Raw genomic sequence first — 24,012 nt, 5'->3', positions numbered from 1 at the left:
GGGGTCGAGGTGAGGTCACGGGCGGGTAACTCTCGGTCCGTCTTGCAGTTTTTTGCAGCAAGGACTTTCGCCGCGCTTGCATCGCTGTTACGTTCGGCGACGCCCGGCGGACGCAACGGCGCAGTCGGCAAGTCGACAGGGCGGCGGACGGGACCGCTGCCCTGCACCTCACGGGCTTTCACCCTCAAGGAGAACTCATGCGGCGTGGCATAGCGGCCACCGCGCTGGTGGCGTCCCTCGCCCTCGCGGCGACGGCCTGCGGCGGCAGTGACAGTGACAGCGGCAAGTCGGACGGGCCGGTCACCATCACCTGGTGGGACACCTCGAACGCCACCAATGAGGCACCCACGTACAAGGCCCTGGTCGCCAAGTTCGAGGCGGCCAACAAGAACATCAAGGTCAAGTACGTCAACGTGCCCTTCGACCAGGCGCAGAACAAGTTCGACACCGCCGCCGGCTCCAAGGGCGCCCCGGACGTGCTGCGTTCGGAGGTCGGCTGGACCCCCGCCTTCGCGAAGAAGGGCTACTTCCTGCCGCTCGACGGCACCGAAGCCCTCGCGGACCAGGCCAAGTTCAAGTCGAACCTGATCACGCAGGCCCAGTACGACGGCAAGACGTACGGCGTGCCGCTGGTCACCGACACCCTCGCCCTCGTCTACAACAAGGCGCTCTTCGCGAAGGCGGGCATCACCCAGGCGCCCACCACCTGGGACGAGTTGAAGGCCGACGCCGCGAAGGTCAAGTCCAAGGCGAAGGTCGACGGCTACTGGGGCTCCACCCAGGCCTACTACGCGCAGACCTTCCTCTACGGCGAGGGCACCGACACCGTCGACGCCTCCGCGAAGAAGATCACCGTGGACTCCGCCGCCGCGAAGAAGGCCTACGGCACCTGGCTGAGCCTCTTCTCCGGCGCCGGTCTGCACAAGGCCGACACCACCGCCGACGCCTACGCCCACATCCAGGACGCGTTCGTCACCGGCAAGGTCGCCGCGATCATCCAGGGCCCGTGGGAGATCACGAACTTCTACAAGGGCTCGGCCTTCACGGACAAGTCCAACCTCGGCATCGCGCAGATCCCGGCCGGCTCCACCGGCAAGTCCGGCGCCCCGACCGGCGGTCACAACCTCTCGGTCTACGCCGGCTCGGACGCCGCGCACCAGAAGGCGGCCCTGAAGTTCCTCAACTTCATGACCTCCGCCGCCTCCCAGTCGACGATCGCGCTGAAGAACTCGACGCTGCCGACCCGTGACGACGCCTACACCGCCGCCGTCAAGGCCGACCCGGGCATCGCCGGCTACCAGGGCGTCCTCGGCGCCGCGCAGCCGCGCCCGGAGCTCGCCGAGTACAGCTCACTGTGGGGTCCGCTGGACACCGAGCTGCCCAAGGTCGCCGGTGGCAAGGAGTCCCTCGACAAGGGCCTGAGCAACGCCGAGTTGGCGATCGCCAAGCTGGTCCCGGACTTCAGCAAGTAGCCCCGAGTGGCCGTCGGATCCTCCCCCACTCTCGGCTTCGCTCGAGCGGGGGGACCCCCATGTGAAAACCCGGGGGACGGATCCGACGGCCATCGGCCTGAGCCGCCGCAGCCCTGAACTGCCGTACCCGCTTGAACTTTCAGAAGGTGTCGAACGAACCATGACAGTCGCCATCGACCGCGCGACCGGCAAGCGCCACGGTGACCGCGCACCCCGCCCCGGGCCGGCCAGGCGCCTCAAGTACGCCTACCAGAAGCACTGGTACGCCTACGCGATGATCATCCCCGTGGTCGTCGTGCTCGGCGTCCTCGTGCTGTATCCCCTGGTGTACGGCCTGTACTTGACGCTCACGGACGCCAACAGCCTCAACACCGCGCGCACGATCGGCGTCAACCACATCGACGCCACCTACAAGTTCATCGGGCTCGACAACTACAAGGACATCCTGTTCGGCCCGACGTCGTACGACCGCTTCTGGTCGCACTTCATATGGACGATCGTCTGGACTGCGGTCTGCGTCACCCTGCACTACACGATCGGCCTCGCCCTCGCCCTGCTGCTCAACCTGAAGCTGCGCGGACGCACCCTGTACCGGCTCATCCTGATCCTGCCGTGGGCCGTCCCCACCTTCGTCACCGTGTTCGGCTGGCGCTTCATGCTCGCCGACGGCGGCATCATCAACACCGCGCTGCACACCCTGCACCTGCCCCAACCCGACTGGCTGGAGAGCACGTTCTGGCAGCGGACCGCCGCGATCATGGTCAACACCTGGTGCGGTGTGCCCTTCATGATGGTCTCGATGCTCGGCGGGCTGCAGTCCATCGACGCCTCGCTGTACGAGGCCGCCGAGATGGACGGCGCGAGCCCCTGGCAGCGCTTCCGCTACGTCACCCTGCCGGGCCTGAGGTCGGTCAGCTCCACCGTCGTACTCCTCGGCGTCATCTGGACGTTCAACCAGTTCGCCGTCATCTTCCTGCTGTTCGGCAACACGGCCCCCGACGCCTCGATCCTCGTCACCTGGTCGTACTACCTCGGCTTCGGCCAACAGCCGCGCGAATTCGCCCAGTCGGCCGCCTACGGCATCCTGCTGCTGGCCATCCTGATCGTCTTCACCTCCTTCTACCGCCGCTGGCTGAACCGCAATGACCAACAGCTCGCGATCTGAGACAGGAGCCCCCATGAGCAGCACGACCGACACCCCGCCCCAACGGACGCGCCGCCGGGGCGAGTTGAGCCGCTCCGGCGCCCTCGCCTCGCACGGCTTCCTGATCGTCGCGAGCCTGATCGCCCTCTTCCCGATCGCCTGGCTGGTCTTCCTCTCGCTGGGCCCGGACTCGGACGGCTATCTCCACCCGGCCGGCATCTGGAAGAAGATGACGTTCGACAACTACTCGTTCGTGCTCCAGCACACCGGGTTCTTCGACTGGTTGAAGAGTTCGCTGATCGTCTCGCTCGGCACCACGGTCATCGGCGTGACGATCGCCGCCAGCACCGGCTACGCCGTCTCGCGGATGCGCTTCCCCGGCTACCGGAAGTTCATGTGGGTGCTGCTGGTCACCCAGATGTTCCCGATAGCGGTACTCATCGTGCCGATGTACCAGATTCTGGCGGACCTGCAGCTCATCGACAGCTACCTTGGTCTCATCCTCGTCTACTGCTCCACTGCGGTGCCCTACTGCGCCTGGCTGCTCAAGGGTTACTTCGACACCATCCCGTTCGAGATCGACGAGGCCGGACGCGTCGACGGGCTGAACCCCTTCGGCACGTTCCTGCGACTGATCCTGCCGCTCGCCAAGCCGGGCCTGGCGGTCGCCGCGTTCTACAGCTTCCTCACGGCTTTCGGCGAGGTCGCGTTCGCCTCCACGTTCATGCTGTCCGACACGAAGTACACGTTCGCGGTCGGACTCCAGACGTTCGTGAGCGAGCACGACGCGCAACGCAACCTGATGGCCGCGACGGCTGTGTTGATCGCGATACCGGTGGCCGCGTTCTTCTATCTCGTGCAGAAGAACTTGGTGACCGGCCTGACGGCAGGCGGAACCAAGGGCTAAAAACGCCGGTTCGAACAGCGCCCCTGTAAAGGGGCGCGGGGCTGTGTCGATGTGCGGCTCCGCCGCGTGGGCACGCCCAGCCCCCACTCAGCCGCACCCAAAACTCGAGGCGGCCGTGACGTCCATCCGACCCCGCTGACTTCACGGCCGCCTCGTCACCAACTCCCCATGACCAGAACCCCGTTACGTACCAAGGACGCCATGACCCAGCAGCACTCGGCCATCGCCCCGGCACCGAACCCCGCCAAAGCCAAGCGCGGCGACTGGTGGAGAGACGCGGTGATCTACCAGGTCTACCCCCGCAGTTTCGCCGACAGCAACGGCGACGGCATGGGCGACCTGGAGGGCGTCCGCGCCCGACTCCCGTACCTGCGCGACCTCGGTATCGACGCCGTCTGGCTCAGCCCGTTCTACGCCTCCCCGCAGGCGGACGCCGGCTACGACGTCGCCGACTACCGTGCCGTGGACCCGATGTTCGGGAACCTGCTCGACGCCGACGCGCTGATCCGCGACGCCCACGGACTCGGTCTGCGCATCATCGTCGACCTGGTCCCCAACCACTCCTCGGACCAACACGAGTGGTTCAAGAGGGCGTTGCGGGAAGGCCCCGGCTCACCGCTGCGGGAGCGCTACCACTTCCGCCCCGGCAAGGGCGAGCACGGCGAACTCCCGCCCAACGACTGGGAGTCCATCTTCGGCGGCCCGGCCTGGACACGGGTCACCGAACCGGACGGCTCGCTCGGGGAGTGGTACCTGCACCTCTTCGCGCCGGAGCAGCCCGACTTCAACTGGGAACACCCCGCGGTCGGCGACGAGTTCCGCTCGATCCTGCGCTTCTGGCTGGACATCGGGGTCGACGGTTTCCGCATCGACGTGGCCCACGGCCTGGTGAAGGCGGAGGGCCTGCCCGACCTCGGCTCGCACGACCAACTCAAGCTGCTGGGCAACGATGTCATGCCGTTCTTCGACCAGGACGGCGTGCACGACGTGTACCGCCAGTGGCGCACGGTCCTCGACGAGTACGCGGGCGAGCGCATCTTCGTCGCCGAGGCGTGGACGCCGACCGTCGAGCGCACCGCGAACTACGTCCGCCCGGACGAACTCCACCAGGCCTTCAACTTCCAGTACCTGTCGACGGATTGGGACGCGGCGGAACTCCGTACGGTCATCGACCGCACCCTGGAGGCCATGCGCCCGGTCGGCGCCCCCGCCACCTGGGTCCTCTCCAACCACGACGTCACCCGGCACGCCACCCGCTTCGCCAACCCGCCCGGCCTCGGCACCCAGATCCGCACGGCGGGCGACCGGGAGCTGGGCCTGCGCCGGGCCCGCGCCGCCTCGCTGCTGATGCTGGCGCTGCCCGGCTCGGCGTACATCTACCAGGGCGAGGAACTCGGCCTGCCCGACGTCGTCGACCTCCCGGACGAAGTCCGCCAGGACCCCGCCTACTTCCGGGGCGCGGGCCAGGACGGCTTCCGCGACGGGTGCCGGGTGCCGATCCCGTGGACGCGCGAGGGATCGTCGTACGGCTTCGGAAGCGGGGGCAGTTGGCTGCCGCAGCCGGACGGCTGGGGCGAGTTGAGCATCGAGGCGCAGACCGGGGCGGCCGGCTCCACGCTGGAGCTGTACCGGGCCGCGCTCGCCGCCCGCCGCGCCCAAGTCGACCTCGGCGCGGGCGACTCGGTGGAGTGGCTGCGGGCGCCCGAGGGCGTACTCGCCTTCCGGCGTGGGGAGTTCGTGTGCGTGGCCAACACGAGCGGGGAGTCCGTGACGACGAAGGCGTACGGTCGTCTCCTGCTCGCCAGCGGTGAGGTGACCGAGACGGCCGGCGAGGCGAAGCTGCCCGCCGACACGACGGTGTGGTGGACCACCACCCCGTAAGTTCTTTCATCAACTTCACACGGCCCGCTGCCCTTTTGGGCGGCGGGCCTTTAACATCTGGGCGACCGCAAGATTTCCAGAGAGTTTCAGCAAGAACCTTCAACGGAGAAGGAACTTCACATGGCCAACAGCAGATCGCTTGCAGGAGCCTTCGCCCTCGCCGCCGCGACGGCCCTCCTGGTGCCCGGCACCGCACATGCCTCCCCACCCGGCACCAAGGACGTCACCGCCGTCCTCTTCGAGTGGAACTTCGCCTCGGTCGCCAAGGAGTGCACCAACACCCTCGGCCCGGCCGGTTACGGCTACGTCCAGGTCTCCCCGCCCGCCGAGCACATACAGGGCTCGCAGTGGTGGACGTCGTACCAGCCGGTGAGTTACAAGATCGCGGGCCGGCTCGGCGACGCGACGGCCTTCCAGAACATGATCAGCACCTGCCACGCGGCGGGCGTGAAGGTCGTCGTCGACACGGTCGTCAACCACATGTCGGCGGGCAGCGGCACCGGCACGGGTGGTTCGTCGTACACGAAGTACAACTACCCCGGCCTGTACTCCTCGTACGACATGGACGACTGCACGTCCACGATCAGCGACTACACGAACCGCGCCAACGTCCAGAACTGCGAACTGGTCGGCCTGGCCGACCTGGACACGGGCGAGGAGTACGTCAGGTCCACCATCGCCGGCTACATGAACACCCTCCTCGGCTACGGCGCCGACGGCTTCCGCATCGACGCGGCCAAGCACATACCGGCGACCGACCTCGCGAACATCAAGTCCCGCCTGAGCAACCCCTCCGTGTACTGGAAGCAGGAGGTCATCTACGGCTCCGGCGAGGCCGTCCAGCCCACCGAGTACACCGGCAACGGCGACGTCCAGGAGTTCCGCTACGCCTACGACCTCAAGCGGGTCTTCAACAACGAGAACCTCGCCTACCTGAAGAACTACGGCGAGGGCTGGGGCTACATGAGCAGCTCGGTGGCGGGAGTCTTCGTCGACAACCACGACACCGAGCGCAACGGCTCGACGTTGAACTACAAGGACGGCGCCAACTACACCCTGGCCAACGTCTTCATGCTCGCCTATCCCTACGGCGCCCCCGACATCAACTCCGGCTACGAATGGTCCGACACGGACGCCGGCCCGCCCAACGGCGGCTCGGTGACGGCCTGTTGGCAGGACGGCTGGAAGTGCCAGCACGCCTGGCCGGAGATCAAGGCCATGGTCGCCTTCCGCAACACCACGAGCGGCCAGTCCCTCACCAACTGGTGGGACGACGGCAACGACGCGATCGCCTTCGGCCGCGGCAGCAAGGGCTACGTGGCGATCAATCACGAGTCGTACTCGCTGACCCAGACGTACCAGACGTCGCTGGCCGCGGGCACGTACTGCAACGTCCAGAACAACACGACGGTGACGGTGAACTCCAGCGGGCAGTTCACGGCCACCCTGGGCTCCAACACGGCACTGGCGATCTACGCGGGCAAGACGTCCTGCTGATCCACGGTGTTGGACGGCGGCGGCGCGAGGGGGCACGCCGCCGCCGTCCGGCCCGTGGGGGATCAGGAGGTGACGGTGATGTGCCTTGCCAGCGCGGTCACGGAGAGGTCGCCGTGGTCGACCCACTGGGGGAAGGCCAGCGTCTTGTGCTGGGTGGAGCCGGGCGGGGTGATCTCCAGGAAAGAGGCGTGGACCGCGCCCGATGTACCGGTGTTGGCGTGGGTCCAGGCGATGACGGCCTCGGCGCTCTGGCCGTCCTTGAGGGTGAGGGTCTTCTTGCCGGGGTTGTGCGCGTACCAGGTGTTGCCCCAGGTGGTGTGGGTCGTGAGCTTCTTGTGGGCGGAGTTCTCCAGCCCCAGGCCCGGGTAGCCGCGCAGCGCGCAGGTCTTGCCGCTGAGGTTGCGCAGGGTGACGACGACGCCCTGGTGGTTCATTCCGCCCGCGAGCTGGCGGCCGAACGTGGCCTTGAGTGCGGCGGCGGAGCAGGTCGGCGTGGCCTTCGCGGTGCTCGTGGTGGTGGAGGTCGCGGCGTTGGCGGTGCTCGCCCAGGCCGCGAGGCCCAGCCCGGCGACGGCGGCCAGACCGACCACCGTACGCCCGAAGCGTCGGTCGGCGCGGTGCCGGGGCCTGGCGTTGCCGGGCTGGTCGGGGGTGCCGTTCCGACCGGTGGTGTTCAGGTCTTCGTTCACGGTGTTGGTGCTCCCACTCCTGCTCCGCGGTGCGGGCCGCTGCGTGCGCCCCGCGCCGTTCTCTGGTGCCGTACACAAGGTCCGATGCGCGGTACGGCGGTTTTGTTCGCGGAAGCCGGCGGGAGTTCGCGGGAGTTCGCAGGGCGTGCGGCGAGGGCCCGGACTCGCCTTGACCTGAAGCGCGATTGAGCTTCTAGCGTGTCGTCGAGTTGATCACCGACGGCAGGAGAACGCGCTCATGATCCTCGTGACAGGCGCCACCGGAAACATAGGAAGCGCCCTGCTGAGGGAGTTGCACGGATGCGGTGCGGGGCCGCTGCGAGGCTTCACCCGCGATGCGGCACGGGCGGCCGAGTTTCCCGAAGGAGTAGAGGCCGTCGAGGGCGACTTCGAGGAGCCGGAGTCGCTGAAGTCCGCTCTGGACGGGGCGAGTTCGCTGTTCCTCGTCTCGCGTCTCGGCCCGGATGCCGACATCCTCACGGCCGCCCGACTGGCGGGTGTGGAGCACGTGGTGCTGGTGTCGTCCATCACGGCACAGACCCACCCGCACCTGGGCGCCGCCGCCGAGAACCTGGCGGTCGAACGGCTCCTCAAGGACAGCGGCATGGCCTGGACGATCCTGCGGCCGACCCAGTTCGCCTCGAACGCCACGATGTGGGCGGCACCGATCCGCGCCGGCCAGCCGGTCCGCGCGCCGTACGCGGACACCGGTCTGCCCACGATCCACCCCGCGGACATCGCATCGGTGGCACGAGCGGCACTGACCGAGCCAGGGCACCAGGGTCGGACGTACGCCCTGACCGGTCCGCGACCGGTGACTCCCCGGCAGCAGGTCGAGGCCATCGCGACAGCACTCGGGCGGGAGGTGCCCTTCGCGGAGATCAGCCGCCAGCAGGCTCACGCCCAGATGGCCGCGGTCTTCGGCGCCGAGGCCGCGGACGCGGTGCTCGATGTCACGGGCGGAGACGTCAATGAGGAACTGCTGGCGGTACGTGACACGGTTCCACGGGTCACGGGGTCCCCGGCCAGGTCGTTTGAGGAGTGGGTTGCGGAGAACGTCGGCCTCTTTCGCTGAGGCATCCGTATCTACGTCAACTGGGTGGCTTTTGCCTCGGCCCGGGTGCGCAGACCCTCCCGCACAGCCGGCTACTCGTCGGCAAGGGTGGATGGCCCGGGTCCGTGTTCCGCGATGTGCAACAGGTACGGCTGTAGGAGGGCTCTCGGAGTGATCGGTTCCAGACCGTTCCGGTAGGGAACAGCCAAGGGTGCTGCACCCTTTCCGCGGGGCGACCGCCAAGAGTGCCGATGAAAGTTCTTTCTCCCCCTTTCAGGACTCTTGCTGCAACCCTTGCGTCGGCGATACGGTCTCGCCGGGGTCGGACCCGAACTGAGCCGTAATCGCAAGGAGTTCACGCCTGTGATACCGAGATGGCCGGCGCCCCGCACGCGCCGCACCGAGCGACGGAGAAGGGCCACGGGCGTCCTCGTCGCCGCACTCCTCGCGGCGTTCGTCCAACCCCTCGCCGCCCACGCCGCGATCCCGCCCGCACCCCCGTCCGACGCGCGACTGGCCGCCACGCCCGCGCGGCACGACGACACCCGCGAGCAGTTCTACTTCGTGATGCCGGACCGGTTCGCCAACGGCGACACCGCCAACGACCAGGGCGGGCTGACCGGTTCACGCCTCAGCACCGGCTACGACCCCACCGACAAGGGCTTCTATCAGGGTGGCGACCTCAAGGGCCTGGCAAAGAAGCTCGACTACATCAAGGGCCTTGGCACCACCGCCATCTGGATGGCCCCGATCTTCAAGAACCAGCCCGTGCAGGGGACGGGGAGCGACGCCTCCGCCGGCTACCACGGTTACTGGATAACGGACTTCACCCAGGTCGACCCGCACTTCGGCACCAACAAGGATCTCGCGACCCTCATCTCCAAGGCCCACGCCAAGGGCATGAAGGTCTTTTTCGACGTCATCACCAACCACACCGCCGACGTCGTCGACTACGAGGGCAAGTCCTACGACTACCTCTCCAAGGGCGCCTTCCCCTACCTCACCAAGGACGGCCGGCCCTTCGACGACGCCGACTACGCGGACGGCTCCCACGCCTTCCCCTCCGTCTCCACCTCCTCCTTCCCGAAGACCCCGACCGTCCCCGCCGACAAGACGGACGCCAAGGTCCCGTCCTGGCTCAACGACCCAACGATGTACCACAATCGGGGCAAGTCGACCTACGTCGGCGAGAACGCCACCTACGGCGACTTCTCCGGTCTCGACGACCTGTGGACCGAACGCCCCGAGGTCGTCAGCGGCATGGAGAAGATCTACGAGAAGTGGGTGCGCGACTTCGACGTCGACGGCTTCCGCATCGACACCGTCAAGCACGTCGACATGGACTTCTGGACCCAGTGGGCGACAGCCCTCGACAAGTACGCCGCCGCGCACGGCCGTAGGAACTTCTTCATGTTCGGTGAGGTCTACTCCGCCGACACGTCCGTCACTTCGCCGTACGTCACCCAGGGCCGGCTGGACGCCACGCTCGACTTCCCCTTCCAGGACGCGGCCCGCTCCTACGCCTCCCAGGGCGGCAGCGCGCAGAAGTTGGCGAGTGTCTTCGGCGACGACTACAAGTACACGACCGACAAGGCGAACGCGTACGAGCAGGTCACCTTCCTCGGCAACCACGACATGGGCCGCATCGGCTACTTCCTCGACCAGGACAACCCGAAGGCCACCGACGCCCAACTCCTCGCCAAGGACAGGCTCGCCAACGAGCTGATGTTCCTCAGCCGCGGCAACCCCGTCGTCTACTACGGCGACGAACAGGGCTTCACCGGCTCCGGCGGCGACAAGGACGCCCGCCAGACGATGTTCGCCTCGAAGGTCGCCGACTATCTCGACGACGACGAGATCGGCACCGATCGCACGGCGGCCAGTGACGCCTACGACCCAACTGCCCCGCTGTACAAGGAGATTGCCGCCCTCTCCAAGCTGCGCGAGGACAACCCGGCACTGACCGACGGAGTGCAGACCGAGCGCTACGCGGCCGACGGCGCCGGTGTCTACGCCTTCACGCGGACCAGTGGCGCCGCCGAGTACGTCGTCGCCCTCAACAACGCCGACACCGCCAAGACCGTGACCTTCGCGACCGGTTCGCCGGACATGAAGTACCGGGGGATCTACGGGACTTCGGTCACCGCGACGAGCGGCGCCGACAACAAGGTCACCGTCACCGTCCCGGCCGGTTCCGCCATCGTCCTCAAGGCGAACGGCACCCTTGCCAAGCCCGTCACCAAGCCCACCATCACCCTCAAGGCCCCGGACGCGGGAGCCACCGGCACCGTCGAACTGAGCGCCGACGTCACCGGCGGCCAGCTCAACCGGGTCGTCTTCGCCGCCCAGACCGGCAACGGCACGTGGCGGACGCTGGGTTCCGCCGACCACGCCCCGTACAAGGTCACGCAGACCATCGGCAAGGATGTGGCGCCCGGAACCGCCCTGCGGTACAAGGCAGTTGTGGTCGATTCCGGCGGGCGCACGGCGAGCGCGACAGCCGCCTCCGCCTCCGGCACCCCGCCGGCCGAGGAGATCCCCACAGCCTCCTCCCGCGACTACGCGATCGTCCACTACAAGCGCACCGACGGCGACTACGACAACTGGGGCCTGTACGCCTGGGGCGACCTCGCCGACGGCGAGGCCACGACCTGGCCGGCCAGTCACCCGTTCATCGGGCGGGATGCCTACGGGGCCTTCGCCTACGTCAAGTTGAAGCCGGGCGCCTCGAACGTCAGCTTCCTGGTGATCGACAAGGACGGCAACAAGGATGTCGCCGCCGACCGTTCGATCGATGTCACCAAGACCGGTGAGGTGTGGATCGAGCAGGGCAAGGAGGCCGTACAGACGGAACGCCCGTCCTACCCGGCGCAGGACACCACCAAGGCCGTCGTCCACTACCACCGTGCCGACGGCGACTACACCGGCTGGGGGCTGCACGTCTGGACGGGTGCCGCGAGCCCCACGGACTGGTCGAGCCCGCTCCAGCCGGTGAAGACCGACGCCTACGGCGCCGTCTTCGAGGTGCCGCTCGACTCCGGTGCCACCAGCCTCAGTTACATCCTCCACAAGGGAGACGAGAAGGACCTCTCCGCCGACCAGTCGCTCGACCTCAAGTCCAACGGCTACGAGGTGTGGCTGCTGAACGGCCAGGAGAAGTACCTCCTGCCACAGCCCGCGGGGAGTGCGGCGGCGCTCGACCTGAGCACCTCCAAGGCGGTCTGGATCGACCGGAACACGGTCGCCTGGAACGGCTCCGACGCCGCCGCCTCCACCCAACTCCTGTACTCCCACGACGGTTCGATCGCCGTGAAGGACGGCACGCTGACGAGCGACGACGAGCGCTGGCTGCGACTGTCGAGGACCACGCTCACCGACGCGCAGAAGGCCAAGTTCCCCTACCTGAAGGACTACACGGCCTGGTCCGTCGATCCGCGTGACCGCGCCCGCGTCAAGGAGGCCCTGACCGGTCAGCTCGTCGCCTCCCAACGGGCCGTCAACGGCGCCGTGTTGGCCGCGACCGGCGTGCAGATCGCCGGCGTGCTCGACGATGTGTACGGCGCCGCGACCAAGGCCGACCTGGGTCCGACCTTCCACAACGGCCGCCCCACGCTGGCCGTTTGGGCCCCGACCGCGCAGAACGTGTCCCTCGACCTGGACGGCTCGCTCAAGAAGATGAGCCGTGACGCCACCACCGGCGTCTGGTCCGTCACCGGTCCGGCCTCCTGGACGGACAAGCCCTACCGGTACGTCGTGAAGGTGTGGGCGCCGACCGTCCAGAAGCTCGTCACCAACGAGGTCACCGACCCCTACTCGGTCGCTCTCACCACCGACTCGAAGCAGAGCCTGGTCGTCGACCTCGACGCCAAGTCCCTTGCCCCGAGCGGCTGGTCGAGCCTCAAGAAGCCCAAGGCGGTGCCGCTGAAGGACGCCGAGATCCAGGAGCTGCACATCCGGGACTTCTCCGTCGCCGACAAGACGGTCCCCGCGAAGGACCAGGGGACCTACCTCGCCTTCACGGACAAGAACAGCGACGGCTCCCGGCATCTGCGGGAGTTGGCGAAGTCGGGGACGTCGTACGTGCATCTGCTGCCCGCCTTCGACATCGCCACCATCCCCGAGAAGAAGACCGAGCAGTCCACCACCGACTGCGACCTCGCCTCCTACGCCGCCGACTCGGAGAAGCAGCAGGAGTGCGTGGCGGCCGTCGCCGCGAAGGACGCCTACAACTGGGGTTACGACCCTTACCACTTCACGGTTCCCGAGGGTTCGTACGCGACCGATCCGGACGGCACCGGCCGTACCGTCGAGTTCCGCAAGATGGTCAAGTCGCTGAACGAGGACGGGCTTCGGGTCGTCATGGACGTGGTCTACAACCACACGGCGGCCAGCGGACAGGCGGACTACTCGGTCCTCGACAAGATCGTGCCCGGCTACTACCAGCGGCTGCTGGCCGACGGCAGCGTGGCCACCTCCACCTGCTGCGCCAACACGGCCACCGAGAACGCCATGATGGGCAAACTCGTCGTCGACTCGGTGGTCACCTGGGCCAAGGAGTACAAGGTCGACGGCTTCCGCTTCGACCTCATGGGGCACCAGCCGAAGGCCAACATCCTCGCCGTACGCAAGGCGTTGGACGCGCTGACCCTCGCGAAGGACGGGGCCGACGGCAAGAAGATCATCATGTACGGCGAGGGCTGGAACTTCGGCGAGGTCGCCGACGACGCCCGTTTCGTGCAGGCCACGCAGCAGAACATGGCCGGCACGGGCATCGCCACCTTCTCCGACCGGGCCCGTGACGCCGTACGCGGCGGCAGCCCCTTCGACGCGGACCCCGGTGTCCAGGGCTTCGCGTCCGGCCTGTACACCGACCCCAACTCCTCTACGGCGAACGGCACTTCGGCCGAGCAGAAGGCCCGCCTCCTGCACTACCAGGACCTCATCAAGGTCGGCCTGAGCGGCAACCTCGCCGCCTACCGCTTCACCGACACCGACGGGAAGGACGTCACCGGCGCCGAGATCGACTACAACGGCGCGCCCGCCGGATACGCGGACACGCCCGGCGACGCCCTCGCCTACGTCGACGCGCACGACAACGAGTCGCTGTTCGACGCGCTGACGTACAAGTTGCCCGCCGGGACGAGCGCCGCCGACCGGGCGCGGATGCAGGTCCTCGCGATGGCCACGGCGACTCTCTCGCAGGGTCCGTCCCTCTCGCAGGCCGGTACCGACCTGCTGCGCTCCAAGTCCCTGGACCGCAACTCCTTCGACAGCGGCGACTGGTTCAACGCGATCCACTGGAACTGCGCGGACGGCAACGGCTTCGGGCAGGGGCTGCCGATGGCGGCTGACAACGCGTCCAAGTGGCCGTACGCGAAGGGCCTGTTGACGTCGGTCGAGGTCGGCTGCGGGCAGATCGAGGGCACCTCGGCCGCGTATCAGGATCTGCTGAGGATCCGTACGACGGAACCCGTCTTCTCGCTCGGCACGGCCGGGCAGGTGCAGGCGAAGCTGTCGTTCCCGCTGTCCGGGGCGGACGAGACGCCCGGGGTGATCACCATGGAGCTCGGTGATCTCGTGGTCGTGTTCAACGCGACGCCGAGCACGCAGGAGCAGCGGGTGGGCTCGCTGGCCGGTACTGGTTACCGGCTGCACCCGGTGCAGGCGGCGGGCGCCGACGCCACCGTCAAGGCGGCCTCGTACGCGAAGGGGACGGGTACCTTCGCCGTTCCCGCACGTACTGTCGCGGTATTCACCCGGACACCCTGAAAGCGCATTACCGTAGGGGGGCAGGCTGCGGACACCGGCCTGCCCCACCGGTGTGTCAAAGGGCCAGGTCTGACAAATGGACGCCAACGGCAAACTGACGCATGCGACCGTGCTGGTCGTGGACGACGAGCCCGCGAGCCGGTTCGCGTTCGAGACTGTGCTGAGCCGCGCCGGCCATCGGGTCCTCGCGGTCGGCAGCGGCGAAGAGGCGCTCACCGAACTCGACGTGCGGCTGCGCAAGGGGAACCTGCCCGACGTGGCCCTGATCGACGTGAACCTGCCGGACATGAGCGGGTTCGAACTGTGCCGGATGCTCAAGGAGCGGCCGCGCATGGCGGGCCTGCCCGTCGTGCACGTCTCGGCGCTCGCCGTCCCCCCGAGCGACCGCTGCCCGGCGCTCGACGCGGGCGACGAGGCCTATCTGACCGTGCCCGCGGAGCCCGAGGAGATCGAGGCGGCGGTCCGGGCCGCGGTCCGCGCGGCCCGGCTGCGGGCCGACGACCGGGCGCTGGTACGGCGGCTGACCCTGCTGTCCGAGATGATCGTCACCATCCAGGCCGCACGCTCCCTCCAGGAACTCGTCGAGGTCGCCGCCGACGGCACCGCACGGCTCACCAACACCCCCGCCGCCGTGTTCGTCCTCGACCGGGACGACCAGCTCTACCGCGGCCTGCCCCGGGAGCGCACCTCGGTCGCGCTGCCGGACCCGGGCGCCGACCGGGCCGTGTCCCGGCTGCTGCGGCGGCTCTCCCTGGGGCAGTCCGGGGTGCAGATCACCACGGTGCCCACGCCGCTGTGGCCCACCGGCTACTTCCGGCCCGGCGTGGAACACGATGCCCGCCTCGCGCTGGTCCTCACCCAGGAGGGCCGGGCCCCGGTCTGCCTCGCCGCCCCCACGCGCGGACTGCGCCGGGTGGGTCCCGAGGCCGGGGCGCTGCTCGCGCAACTCGCCCAGGCGACCGCGCTCGCCGCCGAGCCCCTCCTCATGTACCAGGTCGAGCGGCATGTCGCCCTCACCCTCCAGCGCAGCTTCCTGCCCAAGCCGGACAAGCTGCCCGACCTCCCGGGCGTCGACGTCGTGGTGCGGTACGTGCCCGCGTCCCAGGACACCGAGATCGGCGGCGACTTCTACGCCGTCCTGAAGACCGCCAAGGGAGTGCTGTTCGCCGTCGGCGACGTGGTCGGGCACTCGCTGGAGGCGGCCACCGTCATGGTGGAGATACGGCACGCGCTGCGCGCCTACTGCGTCGACGAGAGCGACCCCAGCGTCCTCGCCGAGCGGCTGGACCGGATGCTCCAGCATTACCACCCGGAGACCACGGCCACCGTCTGTCTGGCCCTGGTCGACCCGGACACCGGGCGCACCCTCATCTCCAACTCGGGGCACATCCCGCCGCTGATCGTCCGGGACAACGGCAGCGCGGACTACGCCAAGGCGGCCGGCCCGCTGCTCGGCGTGGGCCTGTCCCATCCGCCGCCCACCGAGCTGTTCCTCGAACCCACCGACCGGCTCCTCATGATCACCGACGGCCTCATCGAGACCCGCGGTACGGACATCTCGGTGTCCATGGAACAACTCCGCGCGGCCTCCTCCGGTGCACTGCCAGGCCTGGACGCCCTCTGCGACACCCTCCTCGACTGCTTCGGCGTCGACCGGGACGACGACATCGCGATGCTGGCGTTGCGGATAGGTCCTAGGGTGAGCAGCGAGTTGTTGGCTTAGAACAGGAGTCTTCCCATGCCGCAGATCACCGTCGACCACTCCCACACGATCTCCTTCGACCAGGACGGCTTCGCCCGTGCGCTGCACGAGGCGGTCGTCTCGATCGCCGCGGCGAAGCCGGAGGCGTGCAAGACCCAGTTCCGCCCGAGCGAGTACACGGCCTTCGGGTACGAGGGTCTCGACGAGCTGGGCCACACCGTCGTCCATGTCACCCTCGGGCTGCTCGCCGGGCGCACCGAGGAGACCAAGGCCAAGCTGACCGAGCGGGTGCTGGACCTCCTCCGCGAGTACATCGACGAGGACGGTTCCGTGCTGCACGCCTCCGCCGAGGTGCGCGAACTCGACGCGTCCTACCGGAAGTTCGAGCGGTAGGTCCTGCGGTAGGTCTTGCGGTAGGTCTTCTCCGGGAGGCTACGACGCCAGTGCGACGAGTCGGACGACGAGGTCGGTGAACGGCCCGTCGCCCGGCTCGTTCCGGAGTGACTCGCGCAGCAGCGTGGCCAGTTCCTCGTCGTACGCCGCGCTCACCGCCGCCAACGCCCCGAAGTCGTGGACGAGTTGGCGTTCCAGTTCGGCGCGCGGGATGCGCCGGCCGTCCAGCCAGATCAGGGCCGTCGACTCGACCAGCGAGATCCAGGACCGGATCATCAACTCCAGCCGGGCGGGCGGCTGTTCGACCTTCATGTGGGAGAGGATCTGAAGGTACGCGGCATGCCGCACCCCGTCGACGAGCGCGTTGGTGGTGGACGAGCCGACCGCCGGACCGCCGCGCATCAGAGCCGCGAAACCGGGTCCGTGGTCGTCCACGAAGTCGAAGAACCGGCCCATCACGCGCAGCAGCCGGCCACCCAGCGAGCCCTCCTCGGCGACCACGAACCGCCCGGCGAGATCGTCCGAGGCGCGCTGCAACGCGGCCTCGTACAGGCTGAGTTTGCCGGGAAAGTAGTGGTAGACCAGCGGCCGGGAAATGCCTGCGGCCGCGGCTATCTCGTCGATGGAGACCTCGTCGGGCGAGCGATGGCTGAACAGGTCGAGAGCGACGCCGATCAACTGCTGTCGCCGTTCCTCGACTCCCATCCTGCGGCGAACCCCGGTACTCATGCGAACACCTTACCGATCTGTTCGGGCCCCGAACGGACCGGACCGACCAGGGTTGTTCACATCACCCCATCACAGATCCAACACCAGACGCTCACTTCGGGCCCGGGACACGCAGATCAGCATCGAGCCGGCCCGCTCGGCGTCGGTCAGCAACTCGTCCCGATGCTCCACCTCCCCTTCCAGCACCCGCTGTTGGCAGGTCCCGCAGAATCCCTGTTCGCAGGAGTAGAGGGTGTTCGGCAGCTCCGCGCGGACGGCGGCGAGCACGGTGGAGTCGGCGGGCACGGTCAACGTCCGTCCGCTGCGCCGGAGTTCGACCTCGAAGGCCTCGCCTCCCGAGGCCGCCCGGGGCGCGAAGCGTTCGCTGCGTACGTCCGGGAAGCGTTCCGCGACGGCCGCCATCAGCCCCTCCGGCCCGCAGCAGTAGACGACGGCTCCCTCCGGCATCTCCGCCAACTCCCCGTCCAGATCGGGCAGTCCGGCCACGACGGTCACCCGGCCCGCACCGAGGTCCTCGATCTCCGCCAGGAACGGCAGCGACTCCCGGGTCCGACCGGCGTACAGCAGCCGCCAGTTGGCGTTCGCGGGCAGTGCTCGCAGCATCGGCAGCACCGGTGTGATCCCGATCCCGCCGGCCACGAAGAGATACGCGGGCGCCGCGACGAGCGGGAACCGGTTCCGCGGCCCCCGCACCTCCAACTCCGCGCCCACCCGCACCTGTTCGTGCACCTCGCGCGACCCGCCCCGCCCGTCCTCGACCAGCCGCGTCGCGACCGTGTACGACGAGCTGTCCGCCGGGTCCCCGCACAGCGAGTACTGCCGCACCAGCCCCGAGGGCAGCACCAGATCGATATGCGCCCCGGGCTCCCAGCGCGGCAAGTCCCTTCCTTCCAGCCGCAGTTGTACGACGCCGTCGGCGACCGTCTCCCGCGCGGCGACCCGCAGCCTCAGTGCCCGGGTGCGGGGCCGGCCGGAGATCGGCGGGTCCAGCGCGGGCAGCGGCCACAGCGGCGAGGCCCGCACCCGGCGCCGTAGCGCACGGCGGGTCAGCAGCGCGGCGCCGGCCAGGACGGCGACGGTGAGCGGCTTCGGCACTACTCCGCCCTCTTCTCGGCGGCGGTCGCCGCGGGCGAGGACGCCAGATAGGCGACGGCCTGTTCGGTGCTGCCCTCCTGCGAGGGGTGGTAGGCGCGGCTCAGATAGCGGGGTATGGACCTGAGCATGTCCCCGGTGGCGGGGAGGGTGCCGCGCTTTCCGGCGACGTAGAAGTCCTTGAAGCTCGCGTGGGCGTCGACGAGGGTCGGGTCGTTCGCCATGAAGAAGCGGGATCCGCGCTGCCACAGGAACATCAGGGCGGCGAACGCGGTCGCCCAGGTGCGGGCGCGGCGCCGGTAGCTGCCGTCCACGTGCGTGAAGAGGTCGAAGGCGACGGACCGGTGCTCGACCTCTTCGGCGCCATGCCAGCGCAGCAGGTCCAGCATGGTGGGGTCGGCCCCGCGCCGGTCCAACTCCTCGGCGTTCAGCACCCAGTCGCCGAGGAACGCGGTGTAGTGCTCGATCGCCGCGATGATCGCGACCCGCTCCAGCAGCCACCACTTCCGGGCCCGGCCCGGCGGCAGCGTGCGGTCGCCGAGCAGTTTCTCGAAGAACCAGTCGACCTGCGCGGTGTACGGGGTCGGGTCGAGGCCCAACTCCTTCAGGTGCGGCAGGACTTCGTCGTGGGCCTGGGAGTGCATCGCCTCCTGGCCGATGAACCCGATCACGTCCGCGCGCAGCCGCTCGTCCCGGATGAGGGGCAGCACCTGCTTGTAGACGTGCACGAACCACCGCTCACCGGCGGGCAGCAGCAGATGCAGCACGTTGATCGTGTGCGTGGTGAACGGATCGCCGGGCACCCAGTGCAGCGGGGTGCCCTCCCAGGAGAAGGACACCTTGCGGGCCTTGAGCGGGCTATTGGACATGGCGTCAATGTACTGACGGGTAAGTCCGTGGGGAACCCTTGTGCGGGGACTTGTTGACGTCAGTGTCAGCTACGTCGGTGGCGGCTAGCGGAGCCCGGTGATCGTCCTGCCGTCGTCCAGCGTGCCCTTCAGCTCGGCCTGGACGCCCTGCTTGGTCCGCACGGTCAGCAGGCCGCCGCGCGCCGAGCCGGTCACGCCGCCCGTCGCCGTGACCGCCTCGGTGCCCTTGCCGCCCGCGGCCAGCAGATACCAGGTGCCCGCCGCCGACTTCCACAGCACGCCGGCCAGCACATGCGGGTCACGCGCCCCGCACGCCGCCACGCCCTGCGCCTTCGCGGCGACCGCGCCGTAGGTCCCGCCCGGCGTGCGGAACTGCGCCAGCACCCGCTCACCGCCGCCCTGCCAGGTCTCGGCCCGCGTGCACACCCACTCCGCCGTACCGCTCGCGTCGGGCAGCGGCTGCTGGGCGTACTGCCAGGCGTTCACGGACCGAACGCCCAGGGAACGCATGGCGCCGAGGGAGCAGGCGAACGGCGCCCACGCGTGCTGCGTCCGGGTGCCGGACACCTCGTGGGCCGCGCCGGGCCGTCCGGTGGTGAGGTGCGCCGGGACCAGTTCGCCGAGGTCGCTCAGCAGCCGGGTGCCGGTGTCGTCGGTCAGTTGGAGCACGTTCCACGACGTGCACGCGCCGGTCGCCTGGGCGGGGCTGGCCAGCGGTGAGGTGATCCCGTCGGTGAGGGTCATGGGCAGTGCGCCGGCGTTCGGCTTCTGCAGATCGCGCTCGGCCGCTTTCTTCACCCAAGGGGCCGTCAGATAACGGACGTTGCCGTCGGCGCGGTCCAGGACCACCGCGTCCGCCTCGGCCCCGGTCGCCCCGTCGACCCGCGCGAAGTCCAGCGCGGCCCCCTTGGTGCCGTCCTTCGGCTCGGCGTAGCGCGCGATGCGCAGACCGTCGTAGAGGATCACCACGCGCGCGTTGTCGACCGTTCCCGCGTACAGGAGTTGGGGTGGTCCGGCCGGGCCGCCGGAGGGGGTGCCGGGGGTCGCCGAGACCTGGACGGACTCGCCGGGGCGGGCCCAGACGGCGAGGGCGCGGCGCAGCAGCGCGGTGTCGTTCGTGAGGTCGCCGCGGGCGGGCCAGACGGAGAAGTCCTGGCGCGTGGCGGACTTCCACGCGGTGGGCGCGATCCTCGTCAACTTGGCCGGGTTCAGGGCGGCTTGGGCTGCCGGGTTCTGCGCGTACGCGGGCGCGGCGGCGCCGTCCGGGCCCCAGCCGCCGCCGGGCAGCACGAGCAGCGCCCCGCACACGGCGACGGCCGCCGCGGCGGCGAGCGCCGCCTTGCCGTGCTGGCGGCGGCGCATCAGGTCGGTGGGCCGGGCGTGCAGCGAACAGGGTTCGAACTCGGGGGAGTTGAGGAGTTCGTACTGCGCGGGCGTCTCGTCGGCCTCGCGCAGCGCCGCGTCCACCTCGTCGACTCCGGCCGCCGCGAGCACCCTGCGTACGTCGCCGTCGGGCAGTTGCTCCAGACCGCGCAGCACGTACACCGCACGCGCTGGGCCGGACAGCGCCGACAGCCGCTGGTCCAGGGCGAGTTCGTCGGCGCCGCCCGAGCGCGGGAAGAGCCGCAGACCCCACACCTGGGGGAGCAGCGGCGGGAGTTGGGAGCGCTTGGGCCACGCCCGGAACGACAGGGGCAGGCCGGCCTCCAGCGCCGTACGCACGACCTGGAGGCGGACGAAGGCGTAGCCCAGGTCGCCGTCGCGGCCGGTCGACTGGGCCGGGATCACGGACGCCGACGCGCGGCCCCTGGGCAGGGCGCGCTGGGTGAGGGCATGCGCGGTCAGGACGCGCCGGTTGCGGCCGAGGCTCGGGGGGAGCACCAGATAGGCGAGCCGGACGAGCCGTGGATAGTGCTCGACGAGCGCGGCCTCGGCCTGTTCGACATCGACGACCGGGTCGGTGGGTGAAGCTGCGGGGCGCTTGGCGACATCCTGTGACTGCACGTTCAGCAAAACGAGCGAATGGTGAGTTGGTCACCGCCGCCCGGGCGACTCAGGCTTCGGGCTCGACCAGCGCCCGCGCGTAGTTCGCCATCGACCGCTGGTAGCGCGGCAGATGGGGCGCGAGGGCGCCCAGCACGAGGGACAGGCCCTCGCGGTCGCGGCCGAGACTGGACAGACACAATGCGAGGCACGCGCGGACCGCGTCGTCCAACTCGTCCGAGGGGCCGTCGAGTTCGGGCGTGAGCAGTTTGACGCCCTCCTCCGCCTGCCCGATGTTCCGCAGCGAGCTGGAGAGTTGGATCTTCGCGCGACGGCCCTTGTAGCCGTGCAGCCCGAGTGCCAGCGCTTCCCGGTACAGCGGAACGGCCCTGTCCGAGTGCCCGGTCGAGTCCCAGGCGCAGGCCCGCTCGAAGGGCCCCAGCGGGCTGCCGTCCGGGAGTTCGGCGACGAGCGCGTCGATCACGGCCCGGAACTCGGCGGCACGCTCCTCCGGGTATTCGTCGAAGGTCGCCCAGGCGGCGGTCGTACGGTCTTCCCAGTCTTGGTTCACGGGCGTCACCTTCGCACACGCGTACAGCCGAGGGCGATGGAATTGAGCGCGGGGCATCTTGGGGCCGTATCGAAGGAGAAGGCCCCTCGCCGGGGCCGACTGCGGCATGCTGCTGACCGGACGACCGGAGGAACGACAGATGAGGTTGACCCGACCGATGCTCGCGGTGGCCGGCGCCACGGCGGCGCTGGCGCTGGCGGGCTGCGGTGCCGACACCAAGGCCGCGACCGTTCCGACGGAGGCCAGTGGCAGCCTGGAGAGCCTGGCGGCCAAGGTGAAGTGCACGCCCGACATCCAGACCGACGCCGACGAACTCCGCCAGGCCATCTGCAAGATGAGCTACGGCAAGTTCGTCCTCGTGACCTTCGCCACCGACCGCGGTCAGCGCGAGTGGATCAACGACGCCAAGGACTACGGCGGTTTCTATCTCGTCGGCCGCAAGTGGGTCGCCGTGGGCACCGACAAGATCGTCAAGAAGCTGCAGACCACGCTCGGCGGCTCCGAGGAGATCGGCACCGACCACTCGAAGCACACGAGCTGAAAAGGCTGTCACCGGTTCACACCCCTCAAGGGGTCGACACCGGTTAGGCCAGGACACACACGAAAGCGGGCGGTGGGAGAACCCACCGCCCGCTTTCGTGCTACCGGGTCCTACCGGCTAACCGCGCTCACTGGCACTTCTTGCCGGTGTTGACGCAGTTGGCGATCTTCGCCGCCAGGTTGTTCTTGGTGACGCTGATGAAGTCGTCGTGATCGGTCGACGGCTTGTGCAACTGCTCCGGGAATCCGTCCACCGCGTAGGCGTTCTTCACGGTGCCGTCCGCCTGGAGGGTGGGGGGCGTGATCTTGTAGACCAGGCGCATCGTCAGCTGCGGGATGGCCTTGAAGCCGTTCCCGCAGACGCCGCTCGCCGGGTCCGCGAAGGCCACGTGCGTACGGTGGTTGGCGCTGTCGGCGTTCACACCGTCCCAGCAGCTCTGGAAGGCGAACGTACGCACCACGTTGCTGCCCTGCGGGCAGATCGGGTACTGCTCGGTGAGCTGGACCTTGTCCTCGAAGCCGGTGCAGCTCCAGTGCGCGTTGGCGTTGGCCAGACCGTTGGTGAGGGTCTTGGCGTCACCGGTGATGATGCGCAGGAACTGCGGCATCGCGACGACCTTGCTGGCCGGCGAGCCGACGTACTTGATCTGCGCCGACTGCGCGGTCAGGATCTTGCCGACGTTGCCTTCCTTGCCACCGCCGTCCGCGTTGGCGTCGAACTCCTGCGAGCCGTCCTGCACACGCACGACCGGCCAGTAGTACGACGACAGGTCACTCTGGTTCTGGCAACTGGAGGGGGCGGCCAGTAGCGAGTCGTTCGTGGAGAACGCGTTGACCTTCTGGTTGCCGACGTAGTCGTGCTCGTGGTGCGCGCCGTTGGTCACGCCGGGCGCCACGATGACGTTGTCGGTGTTGTGGTTCTTGTTGGCGTTCACGCCGCACTTGGTGGTGAACGAACCGGTCGAAGCCTGGCCGCTGTTCTGCGGCTTCGCCAGTACGTTGTTCGCCACCTTCGTGATGTCCACGAAGTCCGCTGCCGCCGGGCCGTTGCCGGCCTGGCCACCGTTGTTGGCGGCCGGCGCGGAGGCACTCGCGCTCGGCGCGGCGGTGTTGCCGTTGTTCTGACCGCCGTTGTTCTGGCCGCCGTTGTTGTTGCCCCCGCCGTTGTTCTTACCGCCGCCTTGACCCGCCGTGGTGGTGTTGGTGGCGTTCTGCGTCGTACAGGCGGCGAGCTGCGCCAGCGCAGTCGCGTTGACGGTGCCGCCCACCCGCTGGATGTCGATGCGGATGCGGTCGATCGTCGCGGCCCGCTTCTCCTTGAGGGGGCCGACGATCGCGTTCTGCACGAAGCTCGCGTCGTTGGTCTGCGCCTGACGCGTCGAGGCGAGCCGGGCGTAGGCCTCGGTGATCTGCTTGTCCAGGTTCGCCAGCTCGGTGGCGACACCCTGACGAGCCTTCTGCGGCACGTTCGTCAGCTGCTGGCCGACGTCCGGGCAGGCGATCGTCGCGACTGTCGCCGCGGCGGCCTTCGTCTGGTTCTGGCCCGATGAGCTGGACTCATGCGCCGAAGCATTCATCTGCGCCCAGATCAGCCCGGCCCCCCCGATGGCTAGGGCAGCCGAGGCAGCAATGGCCTTGGTGGCCATCGGCGTACGGCGTTTACGATCATTGCGTCCCATGGAACTCCTCTGACTTCCTTGCGGGGCAGCGAGGGCGCCCG

Annotated in this window: 17 protein-coding genes; 10 read left to right on the top strand and 7 right to left on the bottom strand. The window is 68.9% G+C overall.

The annotated features are described in order from the left end of the window. Positions 1 to 197 precede the first annotated feature (197 nt). The 5 genes from OG223_RS16030 to OG223_RS16010 all read left to right on the top strand — a co-directional run bounded on the left by OG223_RS16030 (position 198) and on the right by OG223_RS16010 (position 6,901). Entirely contained in the window at positions 198 to 1,472 is a 1,275-nt protein-coding gene (locus tag OG223_RS16030) for an extracellular solute-binding protein (RefSeq protein ID WP_329248321.1), read from the top strand. A 160-nt stretch (positions 1,473 to 1,632) separates the two neighbouring features. Next, a complete protein-coding gene (locus tag OG223_RS16025; protein WP_329248318.1) occupies positions 1,633 to 2,637 on the top strand; it encodes a carbohydrate ABC transporter permease in 1,005 nt (334 codons plus the stop codon). 13 nt (positions 2,638 to 2,650) lie between these two features. Then, a complete protein-coding gene (locus OG223_RS16020; RefSeq protein WP_329248315.1) occupies positions 2,651 to 3,523 on the top strand; it encodes a sugar ABC transporter permease in 873 nt (290 codons plus the stop codon). A gap of 201 nt (positions 3,524 to 3,724) precedes the next feature. After that, positions 3,725 to 5,404 carry a glycoside hydrolase family 13 protein gene (locus OG223_RS16015; RefSeq protein ID WP_329248312.1) on the top strand — a complete coding sequence of 560 codons (1,680 nt, stop codon included), beginning with the start codon at positions 3,725 to 3,727 and terminating at the stop codon, positions 5,402 to 5,404. A gap of 120 nt (positions 5,405 to 5,524) precedes the next feature. Continuing rightward, positions 5,525 to 6,901, top strand: coding sequence for an alpha-amylase (locus OG223_RS16010; protein ID WP_329248310.1), 1,377 nt, complete (start codon positions 5,525 to 5,527; stop codon positions 6,899 to 6,901). 62 nt (positions 6,902 to 6,963) lie between these two features. Here OG223_RS16010 and OG223_RS16005 read toward each other — a convergent pair whose 3' ends face one another. Further along, positions 6,964 to 7,590 (bottom strand): DUF4232 domain-containing protein, encoded by a 627-nt coding sequence (locus OG223_RS16005; RefSeq protein ID WP_329248307.1) that lies wholly within the window; start codon positions 7,588 to 7,590, stop codon positions 6,964 to 6,966. Between the two features lie 238 nt (positions 7,591 to 7,828). On the opposite strand from OG223_RS16005, the gene OG223_RS16000 reads away from it, so the two are divergent. The 4 genes from OG223_RS16000 to OG223_RS15985 all read left to right on the top strand — a co-directional run bounded on the left by OG223_RS16000 (position 7,829) and on the right by OG223_RS15985 (position 16,508). Continuing rightward, entirely contained in the window at positions 7,829 to 8,665 is an 837-nt protein-coding gene (locus OG223_RS16000; protein ID WP_329248304.1) for an NAD(P)H-binding protein, read from the top strand. A 342-nt stretch (positions 8,666 to 9,007) separates the two neighbouring features. Next, positions 9,008 to 14,413 carry a pullulanase-type alpha-1,6-glucosidase gene (pulA, locus tag OG223_RS15995; RefSeq protein ID WP_329248301.1) on the top strand — a complete coding sequence of 1,802 codons (5,406 nt, stop codon included), beginning with the start codon at positions 9,008 to 9,010 and terminating at the stop codon, positions 14,411 to 14,413. 76 nt (positions 14,414 to 14,489) lie between these two features. Beyond that, on the top strand, positions 14,490 to 16,136 hold the full coding sequence (locus OG223_RS15990; RefSeq protein ID WP_329248298.1) for a fused response regulator/phosphatase: 1,647 nt from the start codon (positions 14,490 to 14,492) through the stop codon (positions 16,134 to 16,136). Between the two features lie 15 nt (positions 16,137 to 16,151). Further along, positions 16,152 to 16,508: a 5-carboxymethyl-2-hydroxymuconate Delta-isomerase gene (locus OG223_RS15985; RefSeq protein ID WP_329248295.1), complete on the top strand. Its 357-nt coding sequence runs from the start codon at positions 16,152 to 16,154 to the stop codon at positions 16,506 to 16,508. Between the two features lie 39 nt (positions 16,509 to 16,547). Here the strand turns inward: OG223_RS15985 and OG223_RS15980 are convergent, their stop codons facing one another. The 5 genes from OG223_RS15980 to OG223_RS15960 form a co-directional block, all read right to left on the bottom strand. Beyond that, positions 16,548 to 17,237: a TetR/AcrR family transcriptional regulator gene (locus OG223_RS15980; protein WP_329248292.1), complete on the bottom strand. Its 690-nt coding sequence runs from the start codon at positions 17,235 to 17,237 to the stop codon at positions 16,548 to 16,550. 69 nt (positions 17,238 to 17,306) lie between these two features. Further along, the gene (locus tag OG223_RS15975; RefSeq protein ID WP_329248288.1) at positions 17,307 to 18,332 is read right to left on the bottom strand and encodes a PDR/VanB family oxidoreductase; all 1,026 of its coding nucleotides are present in this window, start codon (positions 18,330 to 18,332) and stop codon (positions 17,307 to 17,309) included. Next, positions 18,332 to 19,198 (bottom strand): metal-dependent hydrolase, encoded by an 867-nt coding sequence (locus OG223_RS15970; RefSeq protein ID WP_329248285.1) that lies wholly within the window; start codon positions 19,196 to 19,198, stop codon positions 18,332 to 18,334. Before OG223_RS15970 ends, OG223_RS15975 begins: the two co-directional genes overlap by 1 nt. A gap of 84 nt (positions 19,199 to 19,282) precedes the next feature. Further along, positions 19,283 to 21,202, bottom strand: a complete 1,920-nt coding sequence (locus OG223_RS15965; protein ID WP_329248283.1) for a hypothetical protein — start codon at positions 21,200 to 21,202, stop codon at positions 19,283 to 19,285. Positions 21,203 to 21,251: 49 nt separating this feature from the next. Further along, on the bottom strand, positions 21,252 to 21,752 hold the full coding sequence (locus OG223_RS15960; protein ID WP_443073714.1) for a tetratricopeptide repeat protein: 501 nt from the start codon (positions 21,750 to 21,752) through the stop codon (positions 21,252 to 21,254). A 139-nt stretch (positions 21,753 to 21,891) separates the two neighbouring features. Between OG223_RS15960 and OG223_RS15955 the strand changes: the two genes are divergently transcribed. Further along, a complete protein-coding gene (locus tag OG223_RS15955; RefSeq protein ID WP_329248277.1) occupies positions 21,892 to 22,293 on the top strand; it encodes a hypothetical protein in 402 nt (133 codons plus the stop codon). Between the two features lie 127 nt (positions 22,294 to 22,420). Here the strand turns inward: OG223_RS15955 and OG223_RS15950 are convergent, their stop codons facing one another. Then, positions 22,421 to 23,971, bottom strand: a complete 1,551-nt coding sequence (locus OG223_RS15950; RefSeq protein WP_329248274.1) for a DUF1996 domain-containing protein — start codon at positions 23,969 to 23,971, stop codon at positions 22,421 to 22,423. Between the last annotated feature and the right edge of the window lie 41 nt (positions 23,972 to 24,012).

The sequence above is a fragment of the Streptomyces sp. NBC_01478 genome (assembly GCF_036227225.1).
GTDB lineage: Bacteria > Actinomycetota > Actinomycetes > Streptomycetales > Streptomycetaceae > Streptomyces.
This window is presented reverse-complemented; position numbering and strand designations above follow the sequence as displayed.

Excerpts from the sequence above, each read along its gene's own strand:
- OG223_RS16030 (WP_329248321.1), top strand. The coding sequence starts at position 198 with ATGCGGCGTGGCATAGCGGCCACCGCGCTGGTGGCGTCCCTCGCCCTC.
- OG223_RS16025 (WP_329248318.1), top strand. The coding sequence starts at position 1,633 with ATGACAGTCGCCATCGACCGCGCGACCGGCAAGCGCCACGGTGACCGC.
- OG223_RS16020 (WP_329248315.1), top strand. The coding sequence starts at position 2,651 with ATGAGCAGCACGACCGACACCCCGCCCCAACGGACGCGCCGCCGGGGC.
- OG223_RS16015 (WP_329248312.1), top strand. The coding sequence starts at position 3,725 with ATGACCCAGCAGCACTCGGCCATCGCCCCGGCACCGAACCCCGCCAAA.
- OG223_RS16010 (WP_329248310.1), top strand. The coding sequence starts at position 5,525 with ATGGCCAACAGCAGATCGCTTGCAGGAGCCTTCGCCCTCGCCGCCGCG.
- OG223_RS16000 (WP_329248304.1), top strand. The coding sequence starts at position 7,829 with ATGATCCTCGTGACAGGCGCCACCGGAAACATAGGAAGCGCCCTGCTG.
- OG223_RS15990 (WP_329248298.1), top strand. The coding sequence starts at position 14,490 with ATGGACGCCAACGGCAAACTGACGCATGCGACCGTGCTGGTCGTGGAC.
- OG223_RS15985 (WP_329248295.1), top strand. The coding sequence starts at position 16,152 with ATGCCGCAGATCACCGTCGACCACTCCCACACGATCTCCTTCGACCAG.
- OG223_RS15980 (WP_329248292.1), bottom strand. The coding sequence starts at position 17,237 with ATGAGTACCGGGGTTCGCCGCAGGATGGGAGTCGAGGAACGGCGACAG.
- OG223_RS15970 (WP_329248285.1), bottom strand. The coding sequence starts at position 19,198 with ATGTCCAATAGCCCGCTCAAGGCCCGCAAGGTGTCCTTCTCCTGGGAG.
- OG223_RS15955 (WP_329248277.1), top strand. The coding sequence starts at position 21,892 with ATGAGGTTGACCCGACCGATGCTCGCGGTGGCCGGCGCCACGGCGGCG.
- OG223_RS15950 (WP_329248274.1), bottom strand. The coding sequence starts at position 23,971 with ATGGGACGCAATGATCGTAAACGCCGTACGCCGATGGCCACCAAGGCC.